Below are 20,779 nucleotides of genomic sequence, written 5' to 3'. Positions count from 1 at the left end.
TTATCCGCTAGCCTGATAATGGAGGCAGCCACAATGATCTACGTTTTCGACATTGACTCGGAAATGATGTTCGTCTATTCGATTTATTGTCATTTCTCACTTACATGACTCACTGGGAATAAATCACTGAATAGCCTACTGTTTTCCTCGACGCTTTGCTGTATATTTATTTGTTGACGTTATAATACACCTGTTTTTTTTGAAATGCAAGAATATTTCAAATATTTTGTTTTCTTTTTTTGAAACAAGAAAAATACCCAGAGAATACTTGCTAAGTTAGACGGAATACTTGTCCTCTATCTTATGCATAGCTTACATGATCAGCTTTTTTTATTCAAACGAGACCTTTAGAGAATGGAAGCGGCTAGTTTTTTAACGTTTCTTGGTACTTATGGTTAAGCAACTCTTTTAGAACCTTTTCTTATTTGCTATATAGTTTCTTCTGAGTATGGTAAAATAGGAAAGAATTAATCGAAAAAAAGGGGATGTCTATTTTTGACGGAAGAGTCTAGTTCTTTAGAGATTAGATTGACGGCTGCTGATGATGTCAGCATGCTTTTAGGTGCACACGACAAGCATATAAAACTGATTGAGGAAACAACGGAAACAACCATCCATACACGTGGAGAAATCATTCAGATCATTGGTGAGCAATCCCAGATTTCCTTGGCTGCCTCAGTCATTCGGACATTACAGGAATTGATCAAACGAGGAATCCACGTAAGTACGCCCGATGTTGTGACGGCATTGAAAATGGGGCAAAAAGGTACATTAGATTATTTTGTTGAGATGTATGAGGAAGAGATCGTCAAAGACCGTAATGGAAAACCTATACGGGTAAAAAACAGCGGCCAAAAGAAATATGTCGAATCGGTAGCCAAACATGATATCGTATTTGGCGTAGGACCAGCCGGGACAGGAAAAACTTTTCTTGCAGTAGTATTAGCAATCGCTGCCTTGAAAAAAGGTGAAGTGCAAAAAATCATTTTGACGCGGCCTGCTGTGGAAGCAGGTGAAAATCTAGGCTTTCTTCCCGGGGATCTAAAAGAAAAAGTGGATCCTTATCTGCGGCCTGTTTATGATGCTTTATACCAAATTTTTGGATTGGATCATACGAACCGATTGATGGAACGAGGCGTAATCGAAATCGCACCTTTAGCTTACATGCGGGGGCGAACATTGGATGATGCATTCGTTATCTTGGACGAAGCACAAAACACGACAGTCGCTCAGATGAAAATGTTCTTGACCCGTCTCGGTTATCAATCAAAAATGATTGTCAATGGGGATACAAGTCAGATAGACTTGCCTCGAGGGACGACAAGTGGTCTTGTTCATGCAGAACGAACATTAAAGCAAATCAAGAAAATCGATTTTGTTAATTTTGAAGCAAGTGACGTTGTTCGGCACCCTGTAGTTGCCGAAATCATCAAAGCTTATGAAAAGGCAGATCTCCATCAAGAATAAGCTTTGCTTAGGAGGATAAGCACATGTTGAATAAAACACTGCAGAAACTACAAGAAAAACTTGGAAAGGCAGCATTGCCTTTCCTGCTGTTCTTGTTTTTTATCATTATCTGCGGCGTTACATTTAGTAGTGTCAAACAAAAGGTCAATGATTTCAGAGAAGGCCAAGTAGCAGAAGAAAGTATCCGTGCGAACAAAACGATCGAGAACACGGAAGAAACCGAACAAAAAAGAAAACTGGCAGCAGAAGCAGTCACTCCAGAATACACTTACCAAAAAGATCTTGCAGATGACCAGAACAATCGGATCAAGCAACTATTTGAATTGATCGATAAGACGAATGATGCCATCAACAAATCTTATGACGAAAAGATTGATAAGGCAAAGGAAGATGAAAATATCCCAAAGCCTACTACAGAAGAGCGGATCGCCGCGCTGAAGAAAAATTTTGAAAATGTGAATGCAGAAAATGTTGTGTTTTATCAAAAACTACCGAACAATTTTTATTCGACGATATTTGAAATGACTGAAACTGAGATTCATACTGTGAGGGATGAGAGTCTGAAGCTCATTGACGAACAGATGAGCAAACAAGTTCGTGAAAGTGAATTGGAAGCTTTTAAACAAGAAGCAGAAGAGCAAATCCAATATTTGAATGTCACACCAGCACAACAACAAATGATTCGCTACTTAGTGGATCAAGGTATCGTAGTGAATGACGTATTGAATGAGAAAAAGACAGAAGAATTGAAACAATCCGCACGAGAAGCTGTACAGCCAGTGATGATCTTCCAAGGAGAAATCATTGTTCGTGAAGGTAATCAAATCGATGCTTCAGCTATGAAAAAATTGGAATTACTAGGACTGACTAATCAAACAACTTCGATTTTTCCGCTAATTGCCATGGTTTTAGCTGTTTTGCTTCAAATCGGCGTACTGATTTATAATTCACTTCAATTCCAAAATGCAGGAGAAAGAACAAAATACGTGCTTTTCTATGTGACAGCTATGTCAGTCAGCATAGTGCTGATGAAATTTTTCCAATTATTCCAAACGGAACAAGCTACTTATATCCCGCTGTTTTATCCCGCTGCTTTTGCACCACTTGTTTTAAGCTTTTTCTTGAATCGAAGAGCAGGGATCATGGCTGGTATTTTCCAAGCAGTATCCGCACTTTTCATTTTTTATGATTCGATTGGCACGAACTTTCTAACGATTATCTTGATGTCTTATGTTTTCTCTGGGCTCATGGCAACGATTGTCAGACGCAAACGGATCTCAGAACAAGGATTATCTGCTGCCATGTGGGTCATTATTTTTCCTGTGATGATGGATGTCATTTTGATCGTCTATCAAGGAATGAGCTTTGGTGATGCAACGACTTGGTTAATGCTCGTCTGCGGGTTCACTGGTGCACTCTTCTCATTCTTGCTGACGATCGGTCTACACCCATATATTGAATTGATGGTCAATGATGACAGTGTAATTGTATTAAATGAACTCAGCAATCCAAATCATCCTTTATTGAAACAGTTGCTGGAAGAAGCGCCAGGTACTTATCATCATAGTATGATGGTAGCTAATCTAAGTGCTAACGCTGTAGCAGAAATCGGCGGACGTTCTTTGCTAACTCGAGTAGCTTGCTATTATCATGATATCGGCAAGATCAAACATGCTAGCTTTTTCGTTGAAAACTTGCCTTCAGGAGCGGAAAACCCGCACAATTTCTTATTGCCAGAAGACAGTAAACATATTATCTTTGGACATGTGACAGATGGAGCCAAAATATTGGAAGATTATAATATGCCGCAAATGGTGATCGATATTTGCAAACAGCATCATGGAACCACGCTAATGCGTTATTTCTACATCAAAGCGAAAGAACGCAATCCGGAAGTAACAGAAGAGCAATTCCGTTATCCTGGACCAAAACCGCAAAGTCGTGAAGCAGGGATCGTCAATATTGCTGACAGTTGTGAAGCTGCAGTACGGGCAATGGATCATCCGACGAGCGAAAAAATCGAAAGTTTTGTCCATAATCTTATCGAAGAGCGTATTTCCGATGGTCAATTAGACGATAGTGGACTGACCTTGAAAGAAATCCGAAAAGTGGAAAAATCATTAATCAGCGGTTTAAGTAGCACCTTCCATTCTCGGATCAAATATCCTAAAATGAAAACAGAAGTTGAGAAGATAAAGGAAGAACAAGAAGAATAGAAAGAAGCGATGTATAATGGATATTACCTTTATGGATGAAACAAACCAAGTCTCAGAAGAGAAAATGAAAGAAATCGATGACTTGCTGCAATTTGCAGCATCTTATTTAAAGCTGCCAGAGGAAACAGAAATGTCTGTTACTTTCATGGACAATGCGGCAATCCAAGTAATCAATCGTGATTACCGTGGAAAAGATGCACCGACAGACGTCATCAGTTTTGCTCTGGAAGAAGAAGGCGAAGACGAAATCCCAGTGATTTTTGAAGATGGAGAGAATCCATTACCTCGTGTACTAGGAGACATCATGATCTCTATTGAACGTGCTGCTGAACAAGCAGAAGCTTACGGCCATTCATATGATCGGGAACTTGGCTTTTTAGCGGTACATGGATTCTTGCATATCAACGGGTATGACCATATGACACCAGAAGATGAGAAAGAAATGTTTGGTTTACAGAAAGAGATCTTGGATGCCTATGGACTCAAAAGATAAAAACGTAGAGAAAAACAAACATTTCCTGATGTCTGTGGAATTTGCTGTCCAAGGAGTCAAAACCGTTTTTGAGGAAGAACGCAATATGAGGAAACATGTTGCGTTCGGTATTCTTGCTTTATTTATGGGCGTGATTTTCCAGCTTGATCGGATAGAGTGGTTATGGCTGCTTTTAGCTGTTTTTCTCGTTTGGATAGTAGAGATCATCAATACTGTTTTTGAAAATGTAGTGGACATGTTTACGGATTTTCATTTTCATCCGATTGGGAAAAAAATCAAAGATATGGCAGCTGGAGCAGTTTTAGTGACCGCTTGTTTTGCTGTCATCATTGGGTTGATTTTATTTGTCCCTAAAATATATCATTTGTTGTTTAATTAAAAAGGAGAACGTATATGCCAGAACATAAATCAGGGTTTGTCGCAATCGTCGGCCGCCCGAATGTAGGAAAATCCACATTATTGAACCGAATCGTGGGTCAAAAAATTGCCATTATGAGTGACAAGGCACAGACAACTAGAAATAAAATCCAAGGAGTATATACTACACCAGAAGCTCAGCTGATTTTTATCGATACACCAGGAATCCATAAACCAAAGCATCGTCTAGGAGATTTTATGGTAGAAGCAGCTTACAGTGCGTTGAAAGAAGTGGATGCAGTCTTATTTATGATCAGTGCTGATCAAAAACGCGGCCGGGGAGACGATTTTATTATTGAACGTCTAAAAAACGTGCATTCTCCTGTTTATCTGATTATCAATAAAATCGATAAGATCCATCCAGACGAGTTGCTGGGAATCATCGAAGATTATTCGACGCAGATGCCTTTTGCACAAGTGATTCCGATCTCTGCTACAGAAGGAAACAATGTCGAACGCTTAATGGATGTATTAGTCAGTGAAATGCCAGAGGGCCCACAATATTTTCCAGATGATCAAGTGACTGATCATCCTGAATACTTCATCGTTTCTGAATTGATCCGTGAGAAAGTCTTGTTTTTAACACGAGACGAAGTGCCTCATTCTGTCGCAGTCGTTGTTGATTCGATGAAGCGAAACGAGAATGATAAAATCCATATCCAGGCCACGATCATCGTCGAAAGAGATAGCCAAAAAGGAATCATTATCGGCAAAGGCGGAAAAATGCTGAAGCAAGTAGGAACGAAAGCAAGAAAGGATATCGAAAATCTTTTAGGAGACAAAGTATTTCTAGAACTTTGGGTCAAAGTCCAAAAAGACTGGCGAGACAAAAAAGTCTATCTGCAAGACTTCGGCTACCGAAAAGATGAATACTGATATTCTGAACTTCTTATAGGTTAAGTATAGAAATAAACTGGATAAAAATCCGCACGTTGAGAAAAACGGCGGAAGATCGAAACATAAATAATCTGGATCGGCAGAATCTGCTTTTCCAGATTTATTTTTTAGGAGGGAGAATATGAGCCAGCTTGCAGAATCGAAAGGCTTGATTTTATCTAGCCGTAATTACAAAGAAAAAGATAAATTAGTCAAAATCTTTACGGAATCTTCTGGCAAAATGATGTTTTATATCAAAGGAATCCATCGGCAAAATCAGCCATTAGCTCCGGCTTTGCTCCCCTTTACCGAAGCAGTCTATATCGGTAATTTTCGAAGTGAAGGTTTGTCGTTTTTAAGCAGTGTCAAAGACGTCCATGCGTTTCGGAACATCCAAGAAGATATCTTTTTGAGCGGTTATGGTACCTATTTGCTAAATCTAGTAGATGCAGCAATCGAAGATCATCAATATGACCCGCATTTATTCCAATTTACGCAACAAGCTCTGCAGCGGATGGATCAAGGAGATGATGCAGAAATCATCACGAATATCTTTGAAGTTCAAATACTGCAACGCTTCGGAATCGCGCCAATTTGGACTCACTGTGTCGTATGCGGAGAAACAAAAGGAAAATTTGACTATTCTTCCAAATATGGCGGTGTGATATGCGAGAAACACTGGCCAATGGACGAACACCGTTATCATGCAGATCCTCGTGCTGTTTATTTCGTCCGAATGTTTTCGGCTATTTCTTATGATAAGATCAGTGGAATCCACTTGAAAGAAGAAACGAAGCAGGCAATCCGTGACCTCATTGACCAGTTGTATGATGAATATGTCGGTATTCATCTAAAAAGCAAAAAGTTCATTGATCAAATGAAGTCTTGGGCACACGTATTAAAGACGCCAGAGAAAAATATGCCTGAAAAAGAGATACCTGAAAAAGAAGAATAAATGAAAGATACAACAAAAAAATCAAAACTATTTGACAAATACAGGGACTTCCGTCTATTATTAACCGTAGATTAAATAGATCGTTCACTGAGAGGATCTATTATATAAACAAGAAAACTGCAAAATGAATACGTACATTGACCAAGATCAGTAAAAAACACGTGGTTTAGCGAGTTCGGGAGAGTGGAAGCCGGACCCAAACGATTTTTGAAGAGGCACTTGCGAGTACGATAAATGAAGCTGCCGAATCTTTATTCGGAAGTAGGGTGGAACCGCGAAATTATTCGTCCCTATGTCTGTAATCAGACATAGGGACTTTTTGTCGTTTTCTTTCCTGTATTCTTATTGACAGCAACGCTTAAAAATTGAAAGGGGCAAAACAGATGAGTAAAAAATTGACCGTCCAAGATATGATTTTAACATTACAAAAATTTTGGTCATCAAACGGCTGCATGCTGATGCAAGCTTATGATACAGAAAAAGGAGCAGGTACGATGAGCCCATATACATTCTTACGGGCAATCGGACCGGAACCATGGAATGCTGCTTATGTAGAGCCATCCCGCCGACCAGCTGACGGGCGTTATGGAGAAAACCCAAACCGTTTGTATCAGCATCATCAATTTCAAGTCGTAATGAAACCTTCACCTGAAAATATCCAAGAGCTTTATTTAGAAAGCTTGCGTCTTTTAGGAATTGATCCATTAGAACACGATATTCGTTTTGTTGAAGACAACTGGGAGAACCCATCGATGGGGTGTGCCGGTGTGGGTTGGGAAGTATGGCTTGATGGGATGGAGATCACACAATTCACGTACTTCCAGCAAGTCGGAGGACTACCTTGTAAACCAGTTACTTCTGAGATCACTTATGGACTAGAACGTCTTGCTTCATATATTCAAGAAGTTGAAAGTGTCTATGATCTGGAATGGGCTGATGGCGTGAAATATGGCGAGATCTTCAAACAACCAGAATATGAACATTCCAAATATTCTTTTGAAGTAAGCGACCAAGACTTGCTACTAAGTAATTTTGACCGTTTTGAAAAAGAAGCTAAACGCTGTATCGATGAAAATCTTGTTCATCCAGCGTATGATTATATTTTGAAATGCAGCCATACATTCAACTTATTAGATGCCCGAGGTGCAGTATCCGTAACAGAACGAGCAGGTTATCTTTCCCGTATCCGCAACATGGCTCGTGCTGTAGCCAAAATCTTTGTGGCAGAACGCGAAAAATTAGGATTCCCTTTATTGAATAAAAACACAGCAAATCCAGAAAACATGAAGGAGGCTGAATAAGATGGCAAAAGACTTATTACTTGAAATCGGGCTGGAAGAAATGCCTGCTCATGTTGTCACACCAAGCATGAAACAATTAGAAGAAAAAACAGCAAAATTTTTAGATGAAAACCAATTGACTTATGATACGATCGAAACATTTTCCACACCGCGCCGTTTAGCAATCAAAGTAACAAATATTCCAGAACGACAAGCGGACAGCGAAGAAGAAGTCAAAGGACCAGCCAAAAAAATTGCTTTGGACGCAGATGGAAACTGGACGAAAGCAGCTGAAGGATTTGTCCGAGGACAAGGTCTGACGACAGATGCTATCACTTTTAGAGAATTAAAAGGCGTGGAATATGTCTATGTAACGAAATACACTCACGGCAAAGAAGCAAAAGAAGTATTGACAGGTTTAGCAGATGTCATTAAAAGCCTCACTTTCCCAGTAACGATGCATTGGGCAGAATACGATTTTGAATATATCCGCCCTATTCACTGGATCGTGGCATTGTTAGATGACGAAGTAATCCCATTCGAAATCTTGGATGTCAAAACAGGCAAAGCCTCTCGAGGTCATCGTTTCTTAGGCGAAGATGTAACATTTACGCATGCAAAAGAATACGAAGAAAAATTAAATGAACAATTTGTTATTGCTTCACCGCAAAAAAGAAAAGAAATGATCATCACACAAGCAAACGAATTAGCAGAAAAAAATCACTGGATCATTGATCTAGATGAAGATTTACTAGAAGAAGTCAACAATCTAGTCGAATATCCAACTGTCTTTTCTGGCGACTTCGAAGAAAAATATCTATCTGTTCCTGAAGAAGTACTAGTCACTTCTATGAAAGAACATCAACGTTATTTCGAAGTACGGAACGATCAAGGTATGTTGCTTCCTCATTTTATTTCTGCTCGTAATGGCGATCGGGTAAAATTGGAAAATGTGGTACGAGGCAATCAAAAAGTATTGACTGCTCGTTTAGAAGATGCGGAATTCTTTTATAATGAAGACAAGAAAGCTTCAATCGACCAATACGTTGAAAAATTAAAAACTGTTACTTTCCATGAAAAAATCGGTAGCATCTATGAGAAAATGCAACGGGTACAAGTCATCGCTCGCATCATAGGCGAACAAGTAGGACTATCTGAGGAAGAATTGATGGATCTGCAACGCGCTGCTGAAATCTATAAATTTGATCTAGTAACCAACATGGTAGGAGAATTCCCTGAACTACAAGGGATCATGGGAGAAAAATATGCTCTGCTTAAAGGCGAGAAACCAGCCGTAGCAACAGCGATCCGTGAACATTACATGCCTATATCCAGTGAAGGAGATCTACCTGAGACTACAGTAGGTTCTGTTTTAGCGATTGCTGATAAATTAGATAGTATCTTTTCTTTCTTTGCAGTTGGGATGATCCCAAGTGGCTCAAACGATCCATATGCTTTGCGCCGTCAAGCATATGGTGTCGTTCGAATCATCGAATCGAAAAAATGGGCCTTTCCTTTGTCTGTTCTGCAAGAAACGATTAGTGAAGTTATCAGTAAAGATACGGATCGTTTTGGCATTGGCTTGTCAGCGGGACAACAACAGGTGATCGACTTTATCAAAGGCCGTCTGCGCCAATTATTGACAACTAAGAATATTCGTCATGATGTCATCGAAGCTGTTTTGAACGCAGAACAAAAAGATCTGACAAAAGTATTTGCAGCAGCACAATTGTTCAAGCAGCATCTTGCAGATGAAGACTTCAAACCATCGATGGAAGCTTTGACACGTGTCGTGAACTTAGCGAAAAAAGCGGAGCTTGAAAAACAATCAGAAGTAGACCCTGAACTGTTCGAAAACGAAGCGGAGAAAGAACTGCACAAAGCAGTAGAGGCAATGAAAACAAGCTTTGCTGACCAAACGATCAACGAAAATTATGATCAGCTTGTAAGCCTTCGCCCACTGATCGAAAATTATTTTGATCAGACGATGGTCATGGCAGAAGAACCAGCAGTACGTAAGAACCGATTAACGCAATTAAGTCAAATTGCTGCCATGGCTTTGTCACTAGCAAGTTTAGATCAAATCATCACAAAATAATTTCTAATATGTAAATAAACCAGAGAACAGGCACAAAATAGGCTATTTCTCTGGTTTATTTGTTATAAATATAAATAACTATTATTAATTCAATGTTAATTTTTTTTGTTATTTTATTTTTTGTGTAACTTTTAAAAACACCTATGAAAATTAAGGAAATAAAAATGAAATCGATTAATTGTTATCTTATTAATGTTTTATTTATTTTTAAATCGTAAATTGCCCTAGTCAAGAAAACAGTTTGTGGTATGATTATATAGGGAAAACTTGTTTACAAATATTTCTGTGAATATATTAGTTTAATTATGTTTTTTAAAATAAAAAGCTGTCATTTTTATGTAAGTGAATTATATCTTAATTTATCTATCATCAATACTTAGGAGTGAATCTATGGAAAAGCCATTCGTCAAGTCATTGACTGCTGTGGCGGTAGGTGCAGGTGCTATTGCGATCTGTTTGTTTGGTTACCATATCAATAATCAGCGGCAACATCAGCAACGGATCAATTATGCAGAATCTGCCATCACCAATCAAAAAGACACCTTGACTTCTTTATCAAAAGAAGTAGACAAGCTGTATAGTACAAAAGAAAAAAATTTTCTAAACCCTGAAATAACAGAAGAAACAATCACAAGTTTGTCAAATAAGCTATCCTCTGTCAAACTTTCAGCAGATGATTACGACATCAAAGAATCAGAATTGCCTAAAGAAGCTGTTGCAATCCAAGATGAGAAGAAAGCAATCGTGACACAGTTAGATAGTGCAGAATCAAAACTGAAGATCCAGACAGCTGTCAACGATTTATTTACTAAAAATGTATCAAACTGGCAGCAAGCTGTAGACGATGTCGTCATCAAAGAAAAGGTGACAAGTGCAGATGTCGCTCGTGTACGTGAAAATATGAGCTTTTTTAAAGATAGTCCTTGGAAAACGATTGTTATGCAATATCTAGGATTCGCTGATACTCAGATCGCGCAAGTCACGCAACTAGATCAGTTATTCGATACGATGTTGAAGGATGGTCAAGTGACTGCCACCGCTACTTACGATCAATATTTGACGGTGCTCAGTCAAATAGATCAGATCCGGAATGAAAAAATACGCGCAGCATACGCAACAAAAGCACAAACTGTTGCTCAGCAAATGGGCTATAGCAATATAAGCTATTGACAGTTAAAACGTTGATTCAAGCAAGGTTAGCAAACGGAGGAAACTATGGCAAGACGAAGAAGAAAATCAAGAGGGAAAAAAATATTTCTGATTATTTTAGCAGTTCTTATCGTATTAGTATTAGCAATTGTAGGAGTAGGAGCAAAATTATATCTGGATCTCTCACATTCTATTGAGAAAACTTACGAATCAGTGGAACGAACCCAAGGAGAACGAACGAAACCAGTTGATCTGGACAAACAAGAATCTTTCTCTGTTCTATTGATGGGCATTGATACTGGAGATTTAGGTCGGGTCGATCAAGGAAGATCAGATACGATGATGGTTGCCACAGTCAGTCCTGAAGACAAACAGACAACGATCGTCAGCATTCCTCGAGATACGTATGTCGACATCGTAGGTCGTGACACAAAAGACAAGATCAACCACGCTTACGCATTCGGCGGAGCTGCCATGGCGATGGATACCGTACAAAAATATGTAGACATCCCAATCGATCACTATGTCTCTATCAACATGAAAGGGCTAAAAGAACTTGTTGATGCAGTTGGTGGTATCGAAGTCAATAATGACCTCACTTTCTCACAAGATGGCTATGACTTTACAATCGGTAAAATTACTTTGAACGGGGATCAGGCATTATCTTATTCTCGTATGCGTTATGAAGATCCAAATGGTGACTATGGTAGACAAGAGCGTCAAAGAAAGATCGTAGAAGGTGTAGCGAAAAAAGTATTGAGTCTAAACGGTGTCAGCAACTATCAATCCGTTTTGAATGCTCTAGAGTCGAATATGAAAACAGACATGAGCTTTGATGAAATGAAAAAAATTGCTTTAGATTATCGGGAGGCATTTGGTACGATCAAGCAAGATCAGCTGCAAGGAGAAGGCTTCATGCAAGATAATATCTCCTATCAAAAAGTCAGCGATCAAGAACTTGATCGTGTGAAAAAAGAATTAAAAGATCAAATGAATCTAGAGAATAAATAGGAAAGTGGAGAAAAAATGGAAGAGACAATCAGCTTGAAAGAAATTTTTGAAACATTACGCAAACACTTGGTAACAATCATCATCTCAATGTTTGCTGGCTTGGCCATCTCAGGAATCGTAACATTTTTCATCTTGACACCAAAATACAGTTCACAAGCACAATTGATCGTGACACTGCCACAATCAGACACAGCAAATGTCAATGATGTCAATACGAACCTGCAAATGATCAATACGTATAAAGATATGATCGTCAGTGATTTAGTGCTAAATGAAGTCAAAGATCGTTTAGAAACAGAAGACAATGTGAAAATGACTGCTGAACAAATCAAAGAGGCCATCTCAGTCAATCAGTCACAAAATTCACAAATGTTCTCGATCCAGGCAATAAGCACGAATGCAGTGACTGCTCAACAGATCGCTAACACAACTTCACAAGTTTTCCAAGAGAACGCAAAAGACGTGATGAATGTCGATAAAATCTCGATTATTTCAGGTGCAGTTGCCAATACGACACCTGTTTCGCCAAATAATAAATTGAATTTAGTGATTGGCTTAGTATTAGGAATGATGGTAGGCGTAGGTCTGGCATTCTTATTCGAATTACTCGATCGGACAGTGAAAGATGAAAAATATGTGACGGATACATTAGGATTCCCAATCTTAGGAACAGTTCCAGAAATGTCAGCGAAAGAATTGAACGCTGGTATCCGTAAAAAAGGATCAGCTCCTGCACGACCAAAAGCTACAAATGGTAAAACAGCGCCATCACGCAGAAGCCGCTCAAGAGTCTAGGAGGAAGAAAAATGGCACGAACACAGAAACAAAAAGCAGCACAAACTCATGCAGTCAGTTTGATCACATTAACAAACCCATCTTCACCAATCGCCGAACAATATCGTACGATCCGGACGAATATCCAGTTTGCCTCCGCAGCTGGTCAGCAAATCAAAACGATTGTCGTGACTTCATCAGGTCCTGGAGAAGGAAAATCCACCACTGCAGCAAACATTGCAGTCGTTTTTGCTAAATCCGGTCAACGGGTTCTATTAGTCGATGCAGATTTACGTAAACCCGTCGTCTATAAAACATTCCAGTTGAGCAATGCTAGTGGATTAAGTACAGCACTTAGTTCATCAGGAAGTGTAGCAGATGTGATCCAACGAACGCCAGTCGAGAACTTGTCGATTTTGCCTAGTGGGCCTAAGCCACCCAACCCATCAGAATTGTTAAGCTCGCCAAGAATGGATCAGATTCTAGCCGAAGCAAGACAGATATTTGACGTGGTGATATTCGATATGCCACCAGTAGTAGCCGTAACAGATGCACAGATCATGTCTTCAAAAACGGATGGCACTTTATTGGTCGTACGTGAAAATACATCACGTAAAGAATCCTTGTCTAAAGCAAAAGAACTGCTAGAGATGGTACAAGCACGAGTCTTAGGTGTTGTATACAACGGAGCAGAACATAGCAAAGATGCTGGTTATTACTACGGAAATTAAGGAATAAGAAGAGAGGAGACAAGAGAAATGATCGATCTACATTGCCATATCCTACCAGGAATCGATGACGGGGCAGAAAACTTAGAAGCAAGTATTGCAATGGCTGAAAAAGCGATTCAGCAAGGCATCACGCATATTTTATGCACACCACACCACAATAATGGAAAATACAGCAATGAAAAATCACAAGTCATTTCTCTAGTCGCTTCGTTACAAGCCGAATTAGAGAAAAGACAATTGCCTTTGACGTTATTGGAAGGACAAGAAGTACGTATTACCGGAACGCTCATCGAAGACATCCACCGAGATGAAATTTTATTTACAGATTTAGATGATACATATCTTCTGATCGAATTTCCGACACTGGAAGTGCCGTTATATGCAGAACGGCTTTTTTTTGAGTTGTTAGAACTAGGAAAGACACCAGTGATCGTCCATCCAGAACGTAACGCGCATTTTCGTAAAAACCCGAATTATTTGCTTCCGTTCCTAGATATGGGGTGTTTGGCCCAACTTACTGCGCCAAGTTATGTTGGGGTGTTTGGCAAAGACATCCAGAAAACAGCTAAAACGATGGTCAAACATAATCTCGTGCAGATGGCTGCTTCTGATGCCCATGGGGTCTCTAAGCGCACCTTTTACTTAAAAGAGTGCTATGAGCAGATTGGCAAGGACTTTGGTAAGGAAAAAGTAGTACAGATGAAACAAGTCGCAAAGGATCTGATCAACGGGGATGAAATCAGTTATCCAGTCTATGAAGAGGTAAAAAAGAAGAAATTTGGTTTATTTTAGGGGGAATGTAGGGTGTTTGTATTAACAAGAAGAAGAAAAATTGCCACATTGGTTGTTGTGGACAGCTTGTTATTAATCGCTGCAAATATTGCAGCAGCTAAATTCATGAAGCCGTTTGTAGCTATACCAATGGACCTTATTTTAATCTCTATTGGTTTGTCGATTGGTTTTTATTTATTTTATGGTAGTTTATTTAAAGTTTTCACTCGAATCAATCGCTATACAAATTTAAGAGAGATCATTGCAATTTTTAGTTCACTATCTGCAAGTGCTGCCTCAAGTATCCTCATACTGCTGTTCATTAATCGGCGATACAGTTTACGGTTAGTTATCTTTGCTTATCTGCTTTCGCTCTTATTGATCATCGGTAGCCGATTGATCTGGCGTATCTACATCGAAACAAAAAATATGAGATATGTATCAGCAGATTCTGCTAAAAATACATTGATTGTTGGTGCTGGCGAAGGCGGGCGTATTTTATACAACAGCTTTCTTGGATCCAAAACGGCTCAAGATATCCACGTTGTCGGGTTCGTAGATGATGATCCAAATAAAAGAAATACGTATCTTTCAGGAAAAAAAGTATTAGGTGCATTAAAAGATATTCCGGAATTGATTGAAAAATATGACATTCAAATGGTAACGATCGCTATCCCTTCCTTATCAAGAAAAAAATTACGAAGAATCTTCGAGTTAGTCGAATCCGCTCGTGTGAAAGTCAACACGATGCCTTCTATAGAAGAACTTGCTTCAGGAAAAATTAGCGTATCAAAATTAAAAACAATTGACGTAGTGGATTTACTGGGAAGAGATGAGGTAAAGCTGGATATTGAATCCATCAAAGATCAGATCACAGACAAAGTCATTCTTGTCACCGGCGCAGGAGGATCGATCGGTTCAGAAATCTGTCGGCAAATCATTCAATTCAATCCTGCAAAGCTATTGCTTTTAGGACATGGGGAGAACTCGATCTACTTGATTGACCGTGAGTTACGCACGCATCATCAAAATTGTCCTACAGAAATCGTACCGATCATCGCAGATATCCAAGATCGCGAGAAAATCAATGAGATCATGGAACAATATCATCCAGATATCGTCTACCATGCAGCTGCTCATAAGCATGTACCACTGATGGAATATAATCCAAAAGAAGCAGTCAAAAACAATATTTTCGGTACAAAAAATGTAGCAGAAGCAGCTAAAGCAGCAAAAGTGAAAAACTTCGTCATGGTATCGACAGATAAAGCTAACAATCCTCCAAACGTCATGGGTTCAACAAAACGAATCGCTGAAATGATCGTGACTGGATTGAATGAAGAAGGCTGTACGAAATTCTCAGCTGTCAGATTTGGGAATGTCCTTGGTTCTCGCGGTAGTGTGATTCCAGTATTCAGAGAACAAATTGCTCAAGGTGGTCCAATCACTGTAACAGACTTTCGTATGACCCGATACTTCATGACGATTCCTGAAGCGAGTCGTTTAGTTATTCAATCTGGCGCATTAGCAAAAGGTGGCGAAATTTTTATTCTAGATATGAGTGAACCAGTGAAGATTGTAGACCTAGCCAAAAACATGATCCGATTGAGCGGGTATAGCGAAGACGAAATCGAAATCATTGAAACAGGTATCCGTCCAGGGGAAAAACTATATGAAGAACTATTGTTGGATAAGGAAAGAAATGATGAAGCAGTTTATGAGAAAATCTTTGTAGGAAACATCAAAGGTTACTCAATACAAAAAGTGATGGATTTTGTTAAGAGCCTGCCACAAGACGATGAACAACTGGCTAAAGACATTGTCACTTTTGCAAATGCTTCGAATAGATAGGAGATTAAAAATTGAATATTTTAATATTAAGTTGTGGACGTCGTTGTGAACTAGTGAATGCATTTAAAACAGCATTAAACAATAATGAAATGGAAGGAAAAATCATTGGAGCAGATTGCTCTGAACTAGCACCCGCACTATATATGTGTGACGAAAAAATAGTATTACCTAAAGTTTCAGAAAGTAATTATATTGAGGAATTAATAAAAGTAATAAAGTTTTTTGAAATTAAATTAATTGTTCCTACTATTGATACTGAATTATCAACATTATCAAGAAATAAAAAATATATTGAAAATGAAACAGACTCAGTTGTATTAGTTTCTTCAGAAAAAGTCATCGACATTTGTGAGAACAAAATTTTAACTTCTGCTTTTTTTGAACAAAATGGTTTTAAAACTCCTGAAATTTTAAACTCTTCTGAAATTACAAAATTTCCTGTATTTATAAAACCTCTGAATGGTAGTTCATCTGTTAACACATTTATTGTAAATAATGAAAAAGAATTGTTGTTTTTTAGTGAATATATAGATAATCCTCTTATTCAAGAGTATATTTTAGGTGAAGAATATACTATAGATGTTTGCTTAAACTTTGATTCGACACCAGTAAGTATTGTTCCTAGAAAAAGAATAGCAACTAGAGGTGGGGAAATACTGAAGGGTCAGATTATTAAAGATAGAGAACTAATTGAGACTACGAAAAAGATGTTGGAAAAATTAAATGCAATCGGACATATTACTATTCAATGTATAAAAAACGAAAAGGGAATATTTTATTTAGAAATAAATGCAAGATACGGTGGAGGAGCCCCCATTAGCATTAAATCAGGAGCTAATTCCCCTGAATATATTATAAAGATGATAGATTCAAAAAAAAATTTGAGATACAGAGAAAATTATTTAGATAAAATGATAGCACTGAGATATGATCAAGCGATTTATTTAGATGAAAAAGGAAATGTATATAATGATTAAAGCGGTGATCTTTGATTTAGATGACACTCTTGTGTCTGAATATGATTATGTAAAAAGTGGATACAAATGTGTAGCTAGAAGATTAGCAGTGCAAAAAATTTTCCCGGCTACTTTTGACGAAATATATAGAGTCCTTTTAGATCTTTTTGCTGAAGATAGTAAAAATGTATTTAATCGTCTATATGACTATTTTGAAATTCCTTATAGTAAAAAAGAAATTAAAGAACTGGTAAATGTATATCGAGAACACAAACCAGACATAAATTTTTTAGAAAATGCAGATACTTTATTAACGGAATTAAGAAGTAGAGGATACAAGCTGGGGATTATTACAGATGGGTATGCTATAACCCAACGAAACAAATTGGATGCTTTGAAAGTAGACTATTTGGTAGATTATATTTGTATTACTGACGAATTAGGCCGTGAATTGTGGAAACCACACCCTATCTCATATCTTTTATTGTTAGAAAAGTTTAATTTAAAGGCACAAGAGTGTATATATATTGGCGATAATGAGTTGAAAGATTTTATAACTGCCAAATCAATAGGAATGCAAACAATTAAAATAGAAAGAGTAAATGGTATTTACAGAGAAAGCAGTTTGAAGTTCAAAAGATTTTACCAAGCTGATAAAAAAATACGTTCGTTATGGGAGATAAAAAATTTTTTGGGAGTGATTTCATGAAAAGTAAAAGAATTCTATTAGCTTCTCCACATATGAGTGAAGAAGGATATGAAAAAGAGTATGTAAAAGAAGCATTTGATACAAATTGGGTTGCTCCTTTAGGTGCGAATGTGAATGGATTTGAGAAAGAATTAGCAGAATACGTGGGAGCTAGTCATGCTGCCGCATTATCTTCTGGAACAGCAGCTATACATTTAGCTTTGAAAGCGGCTGGGGTCGGTAAAGATGACATAGTGATTTGTCAGTCCTTGACGTTCTCAGCTACTGCTAATCCAATTCTCTATCAAGGAGCTATACCTGTATTTGTTGATAGTGATTACGAAACTTGGAATATGAAACCTGAACATTTGCGAACAGCACTAGAAAAATATCCTAACACAAAGGCTGTATTAGTAGTACATTTGTACGGTTTATCAGCTAATTTAGACGAAATTACTAAAATATGCAAAGAATACGATGTTACTCTAATTGAAGATGCTGCAGAATCATTAGGAACAACATATAAAGGAAAATATACTGGAACATTTGGCGACTATGGAATTTATTCTTTTAATGGAAATAAGATAATCACAACTTCAGGTGGCGGAATGCTTGTATCCAATGACAAAGAAAAGGTGGAAAAAGTGAGATTTTGGGCTACGCAATCTCGTGAGAAGGCACGCCATTATCAACACAATGAAATTGGCTATAATTATCGAATGAGCAATATCGTTGCTGGTATCGGTCGAGGACAATTGAAAGTATTAAATGAAAGAATTGAGAAAAAACGATATATTCATAGTTTTTATAAAAAAGAATTGTCTAAATTGTCAAATATACAATTCATGCCAGAAAATAATTGGAATGAACCGAATTATTGGTTAAGTGTCATAACAATAAAGGGAATAAATGCGAATCATCTTATTGATGAGTTAGACAAAAATAATATAGAAGCCCGCCCAGTATGGAAACCTATGCATTTACAACCTGTTTTTAAAAATTATGATTATATTGGCGATGATGTAGCAGAAACTTTATTTGACTTAGGAGTATGTTTACCATCAGATACAAAGATGACAGATGAAGATTTAAAATATGTAGTATCTACGATTAAAAGAGTGATCAATGATGCGTAAAAAAACTTTCTATCAGCTTTTTGGGAAAAGAATTTTAGATATCCTATTGTCAGGAATTGCTCTCATCGTTTTATCGCCGATAATCTTAATTGTAGGTTTTTTAGTAAGAATTAAACTTGGTTCTCCAATTATCTTCAAACAAGAACGACCAGGAAAAAGTGAAAAAATTTTTTCCATGTATAAATTTCGTACAATGACTGACGAAAGAGACCACAATGGAGAATATTTACCTGATGAAATTCGACTAACTAAATTTGGGAAAATGCTTAGAGCAACAAGTCTGGATGAGCTACCCGAACTTTGGAATATTTTGAAAGGTGATATGTCGATCGTAGGACCTCGTCCATTATTAGTGGAGTATTTGCCACTATATAGTGAGAAGCAACGGAAAAGACACAACGTAAGACCAGGATTAACTGGACTGGCTCAGGTCAATGGAAGAAATGCTATTAGTTGGGAAGAAAAGTTTGATTTAGATGTTTATTATGTTGATAAAATTAGTTTCTTTAATGATCTTATTATTATAATTCAGACATGTAAAAAAGTAATCAAGAAAGAGAATATTAATACAATCAATAACAATATCCCAGAAAAATTTAAAGGGAGTTAAATACAGCAGCTTAATGCAAGTTTTGTGACTTGCATTATATTTAGGTATAAATCAAAGCGAGTATATTAGAATTATATAACATATGTTAAAAAAACGTATAGCTAATAAAAGTATGATTTTAAAAATTTGTGTAGAGTTTTAAATATACTGTTTCAATACGAGAAAATTATAAAAAAGTATAAGGAAAAGAGAGTTATGGCAAAGTATTATAATAAAAAAATTCTTATAATGGCAAACAACGATGATGGTCTTTACCGTTTTCGAGGAATGCTCATAAAAAACTTAGTAGATCAAGGTAATGAAGTTATTGTATCTCTTCCAAAGGGCAAGAATATTCCTAAATTAATTGAACTTGGATGTCAAATTATTGAAACTCCAATAGATAGAAGAGGAATTAATCCAAAAACTGACTTTAAACTATTTTTTAACTATTGTAATATTTTGAAAAAAATAAAGCCAGATATGGTCATTGCTTATACTATCAAACCAAATATATACGGTGGATTGGCATGTCGGTTAAGAAAGGTTTCTTATGCATTAAATATAACCGGATTAGGAACGGCATTTCAAAAAAAGGGGGTTTTGAAAAGTCTCATTGTATTTTTGTATAGATTAGCAGCTAAAAAATCTAAGGTCATATTTTTCGAAAATTTTGAAAATATGAAAACATTTCAGACTTTACAAATTGCTAAACAAAGTAAATACAAGCTATTAAACGGTGCAGGAGTAGATGTAGAACACTTTAGTTATTTAGAATATCCTAAAGATGAGCAAGTTCATTTTTTATTTATTGGAAGAATTATGAAAGAGAAAGGTGTAGATGAACTTTTTGAAGCAATGAAAAACTTATATAGTGAAGAGAAAAATTGTGTACTTGATGTCCTTGGGTATTTTGAAGAAGATTACGGCATAAAAATTGAAAAATACGAAAAAGAGGGATGGTTAAAATATCATGGATATCAATCTGATATTCGTCCCTTTGTAGAAAGAGCACATTGCTTTGTTTTGCCTAGTTGGCACGAAGGAATGGCAAATACTAACCTTGAATCAGCAGCATCAGGGAGACCAATTATTACAAGTGATATCCCAGGGTGTAAAGAAGCAGTTATTGAATCGAAGTCTGGTTATTTATGTGAAAGAAAAAATAGTTGTAGTCTCTATAATTCGATGAATAAATTTCTAAAATTATCATATGAGCAGCGCATTAACATGGGAAAAATGGGGAGAAATTATATGATTAAAAAATTTAATAAGAAGAAAGTTGTCGATGAAACAATTAAATCATTATTTAGTTAAAAAG

19 protein-coding genes are annotated in these 20,779 nt (G+C 37.2%); all 19 read left to right on the top strand.

The genetic code is table 11. From position 1 onward, the window contains the following. The first annotated feature begins 495 nt into the window (after window positions 1-495). The 19 genes from ACIFUW_RS09795 to ACIFUW_RS09705 all read left to right on the top strand — a co-directional run bounded on the left by ACIFUW_RS09795 (window position 496) and on the right by ACIFUW_RS09705 (window position 20,775). On the top strand, window positions 496-1,467 hold the full coding sequence (locus ACIFUW_RS09795) for a PhoH family protein (protein ID WP_002291698.1): 972 nt from the start codon (window positions 496-498) through the stop codon (window positions 1,465-1,467). A gap of 23 nt (window positions 1,468-1,490) precedes the next feature. After that, window positions 1,491-3,683: an HD family phosphohydrolase gene (locus ACIFUW_RS09790; protein ID WP_002327770.1), complete on the top strand. Its 2,193-nt coding sequence runs from the start codon at window positions 1,491-1,493 to the stop codon at window positions 3,681-3,683. A gap of 16 nt (window positions 3,684-3,699) precedes the next feature. Beyond that, entirely contained in the window at window positions 3,700-4,176 is a 477-nt protein-coding gene (gene ybeY / locus ACIFUW_RS09785; protein ID WP_002288749.1) for an rRNA maturation RNase YbeY, read from the top strand. Further along, complete coding sequence (locus ACIFUW_RS09780; protein ID WP_002301250.1) at window positions 4,160-4,555, top strand: diacylglycerol kinase family protein; 396 nt, start codon at window positions 4,160-4,162, stop codon at window positions 4,553-4,555. The genes ybeY and ACIFUW_RS09780 overlap by 17 nt, the downstream gene beginning before the upstream one ends. A 14-nt stretch (window positions 4,556-4,569) precedes the next feature. Next, window positions 4,570-5,469 carry a GTPase Era gene (gene era / locus ACIFUW_RS09775; protein WP_002288753.1) on the top strand — a complete coding sequence of 300 codons (900 nt, stop codon included), beginning with the start codon at window positions 4,570-4,572 and terminating at the stop codon, window positions 5,467-5,469. A gap of 142 nt (window positions 5,470-5,611) precedes the next feature. Continuing rightward, complete coding sequence (gene recO / locus ACIFUW_RS09770) at window positions 5,612-6,424, top strand: DNA repair protein RecO (RefSeq protein ID WP_002301248.1); 813 nt, start codon at window positions 5,612-5,614, stop codon at window positions 6,422-6,424. A gap of 383 nt (window positions 6,425-6,807) precedes the next feature. Then, on the top strand, window positions 6,808-7,725 hold the full coding sequence (glyQ, locus tag ACIFUW_RS09765; RefSeq protein WP_002296161.1) for a glycine--tRNA ligase subunit alpha: 918 nt from the start codon (window positions 6,808-6,810) through the stop codon (window positions 7,723-7,725). 1 nt (window position 7,726) lies between these two features. Beyond that, window positions 7,727-9,802 carry a glycine--tRNA ligase subunit beta gene (gene glyS, locus ACIFUW_RS09760; RefSeq protein WP_010728223.1) on the top strand — a complete coding sequence of 692 codons (2,076 nt, stop codon included), beginning with the start codon at window positions 7,727-7,729 and terminating at the stop codon, window positions 9,800-9,802. Between the two features lie 390 nt (window positions 9,803-10,192). Continuing rightward, window positions 10,193-10,972 (top strand): hypothetical protein, encoded by a 780-nt coding sequence (locus ACIFUW_RS09755; RefSeq protein ID WP_010728224.1) that lies wholly within the window; start codon window positions 10,193-10,195, stop codon window positions 10,970-10,972. 45 nt (window positions 10,973-11,017) lie between these two features. Further along, on the top strand, window positions 11,018-11,962 hold the full coding sequence (locus tag ACIFUW_RS09750; protein ID WP_002294932.1) for an LCP family glycopolymer transferase: 945 nt from the start codon (window positions 11,018-11,020) through the stop codon (window positions 11,960-11,962). Between the two features lie 15 nt (window positions 11,963-11,977). Next, the gene (locus tag ACIFUW_RS09745) at window positions 11,978-12,757 is read left to right on the top strand and encodes a YveK family protein (protein WP_010728225.1); all 780 of its coding nucleotides are present in this window, start codon (window positions 11,978-11,980) and stop codon (window positions 12,755-12,757) included. Window positions 12,758-12,768: 11 nt separating this feature from the next. Continuing rightward, the gene (locus ACIFUW_RS09740) at window positions 12,769-13,467 is read left to right on the top strand and encodes a CpsD/CapB family tyrosine-protein kinase (RefSeq protein ID WP_010728226.1); all 699 of its coding nucleotides are present in this window, start codon (window positions 12,769-12,771) and stop codon (window positions 13,465-13,467) included. Window positions 13,468-13,494: 27 nt separating this feature from the next. Beyond that, complete coding sequence (locus tag ACIFUW_RS09735) at window positions 13,495-14,259, top strand: tyrosine-protein phosphatase (RefSeq protein ID WP_010728227.1); 765 nt, start codon at window positions 13,495-13,497, stop codon at window positions 14,257-14,259. A 12-nt stretch (window positions 14,260-14,271) separates the two neighbouring features. Then, the gene (locus ACIFUW_RS09730; protein WP_002356654.1) at window positions 14,272-16,089 is read left to right on the top strand and encodes a polysaccharide biosynthesis protein; all 1,818 of its coding nucleotides are present in this window, start codon (window positions 14,272-14,274) and stop codon (window positions 16,087-16,089) included. Window positions 16,090-16,100: 11 nt separating this feature from the next. Next, window positions 16,101-17,066: an ATP-grasp domain-containing protein gene (locus tag ACIFUW_RS09725; RefSeq protein ID WP_002301462.1), complete on the top strand. Its 966-nt coding sequence runs from the start codon at window positions 16,101-16,103 to the stop codon at window positions 17,064-17,066. After that, window positions 17,059-17,754, top strand: a complete 696-nt coding sequence (locus ACIFUW_RS09720; protein ID WP_002346844.1) for an HAD family hydrolase — start codon at window positions 17,059-17,061, stop codon at window positions 17,752-17,754. Before ACIFUW_RS09725 ends, ACIFUW_RS09720 begins: the two co-directional genes overlap by 8 nt. After that, the gene (locus ACIFUW_RS09715) at window positions 17,751-18,869 is read left to right on the top strand and encodes a DegT/DnrJ/EryC1/StrS family aminotransferase (protein ID WP_002301460.1); all 1,119 of its coding nucleotides are present in this window, start codon (window positions 17,751-17,753) and stop codon (window positions 18,867-18,869) included. The genes ACIFUW_RS09720 and ACIFUW_RS09715 overlap by 4 nt, the downstream gene beginning before the upstream one ends. After that, a complete protein-coding gene (locus ACIFUW_RS09710; RefSeq protein ID WP_002321165.1) occupies window positions 18,859-19,479 on the top strand; it encodes a sugar transferase in 621 nt (206 codons plus the stop codon). The genes ACIFUW_RS09715 and ACIFUW_RS09710 overlap by 11 nt, the downstream gene beginning before the upstream one ends. Window positions 19,480-19,674: 195 nt before the next feature. Further along, complete coding sequence (locus ACIFUW_RS09705) at window positions 19,675-20,775, top strand: glycosyltransferase family 4 protein (protein ID WP_002300857.1); 1,101 nt, start codon at window positions 19,675-19,677, stop codon at window positions 20,773-20,775. Window positions 20,776-20,779 lie beyond the last annotated feature (4 nt).

The organism is Enterococcus sp. PLH-Efm8, from assembly GCF_053011625.1.
Note: the sequence above shows the minus strand (reverse complement) of the source record. Positions and strands in the feature narration are given on the sequence as shown.

Excerpts from the sequence above, each read along its gene's own strand:
- ACIFUW_RS09790 (WP_002327770.1), top strand. The coding sequence starts at position 1,491 with ATGTTGAATAAAACACTGCAGAAACTACAAGAAAAACTTGGAAAGGCA.
- ybeY (WP_002288749.1), top strand. The coding sequence starts at position 3,700 with ATGGATATTACCTTTATGGATGAAACAAACCAAGTCTCAGAAGAGAAA.
- ACIFUW_RS09780 (WP_002301250.1), top strand. The coding sequence starts at position 4,160 with ATGGACTCAAAAGATAAAAACGTAGAGAAAAACAAACATTTCCTGATG.
- era (WP_002288753.1), top strand. The coding sequence starts at position 4,570 with ATGCCAGAACATAAATCAGGGTTTGTCGCAATCGTCGGCCGCCCGAAT.
- recO (WP_002301248.1), top strand. The coding sequence starts at position 5,612 with ATGAGCCAGCTTGCAGAATCGAAAGGCTTGATTTTATCTAGCCGTAAT.
- glyQ (WP_002296161.1), top strand. The coding sequence starts at position 6,808 with ATGAGTAAAAAATTGACCGTCCAAGATATGATTTTAACATTACAAAAA.
- glyS (WP_010728223.1), top strand. The coding sequence starts at position 7,727 with ATGGCAAAAGACTTATTACTTGAAATCGGGCTGGAAGAAATGCCTGCT.
- ACIFUW_RS09755 (WP_010728224.1), top strand. The coding sequence starts at position 10,193 with ATGGAAAAGCCATTCGTCAAGTCATTGACTGCTGTGGCGGTAGGTGCA.
- ACIFUW_RS09750 (WP_002294932.1), top strand. The coding sequence starts at position 11,018 with ATGGCAAGACGAAGAAGAAAATCAAGAGGGAAAAAAATATTTCTGATT.
- ACIFUW_RS09745 (WP_010728225.1), top strand. The coding sequence starts at position 11,978 with ATGGAAGAGACAATCAGCTTGAAAGAAATTTTTGAAACATTACGCAAA.
- ACIFUW_RS09740 (WP_010728226.1), top strand. The coding sequence starts at position 12,769 with ATGGCACGAACACAGAAACAAAAAGCAGCACAAACTCATGCAGTCAGT.
- ACIFUW_RS09735 (WP_010728227.1), top strand. The coding sequence starts at position 13,495 with ATGATCGATCTACATTGCCATATCCTACCAGGAATCGATGACGGGGCA.
- ACIFUW_RS09720 (WP_002346844.1), top strand. The coding sequence starts at position 17,059 with ATGATTAAAGCGGTGATCTTTGATTTAGATGACACTCTTGTGTCTGAA.
- ACIFUW_RS09715 (WP_002301460.1), top strand. The coding sequence starts at position 17,751 with ATGAAAAGTAAAAGAATTCTATTAGCTTCTCCACATATGAGTGAAGAA.
- ACIFUW_RS09710 (WP_002321165.1), top strand. The coding sequence starts at position 18,859 with ATGATGCGTAAAAAAACTTTCTATCAGCTTTTTGGGAAAAGAATTTTA.
- ACIFUW_RS09705 (WP_002300857.1), top strand. The coding sequence starts at position 19,675 with ATGGCAAAGTATTATAATAAAAAAATTCTTATAATGGCAAACAACGAT.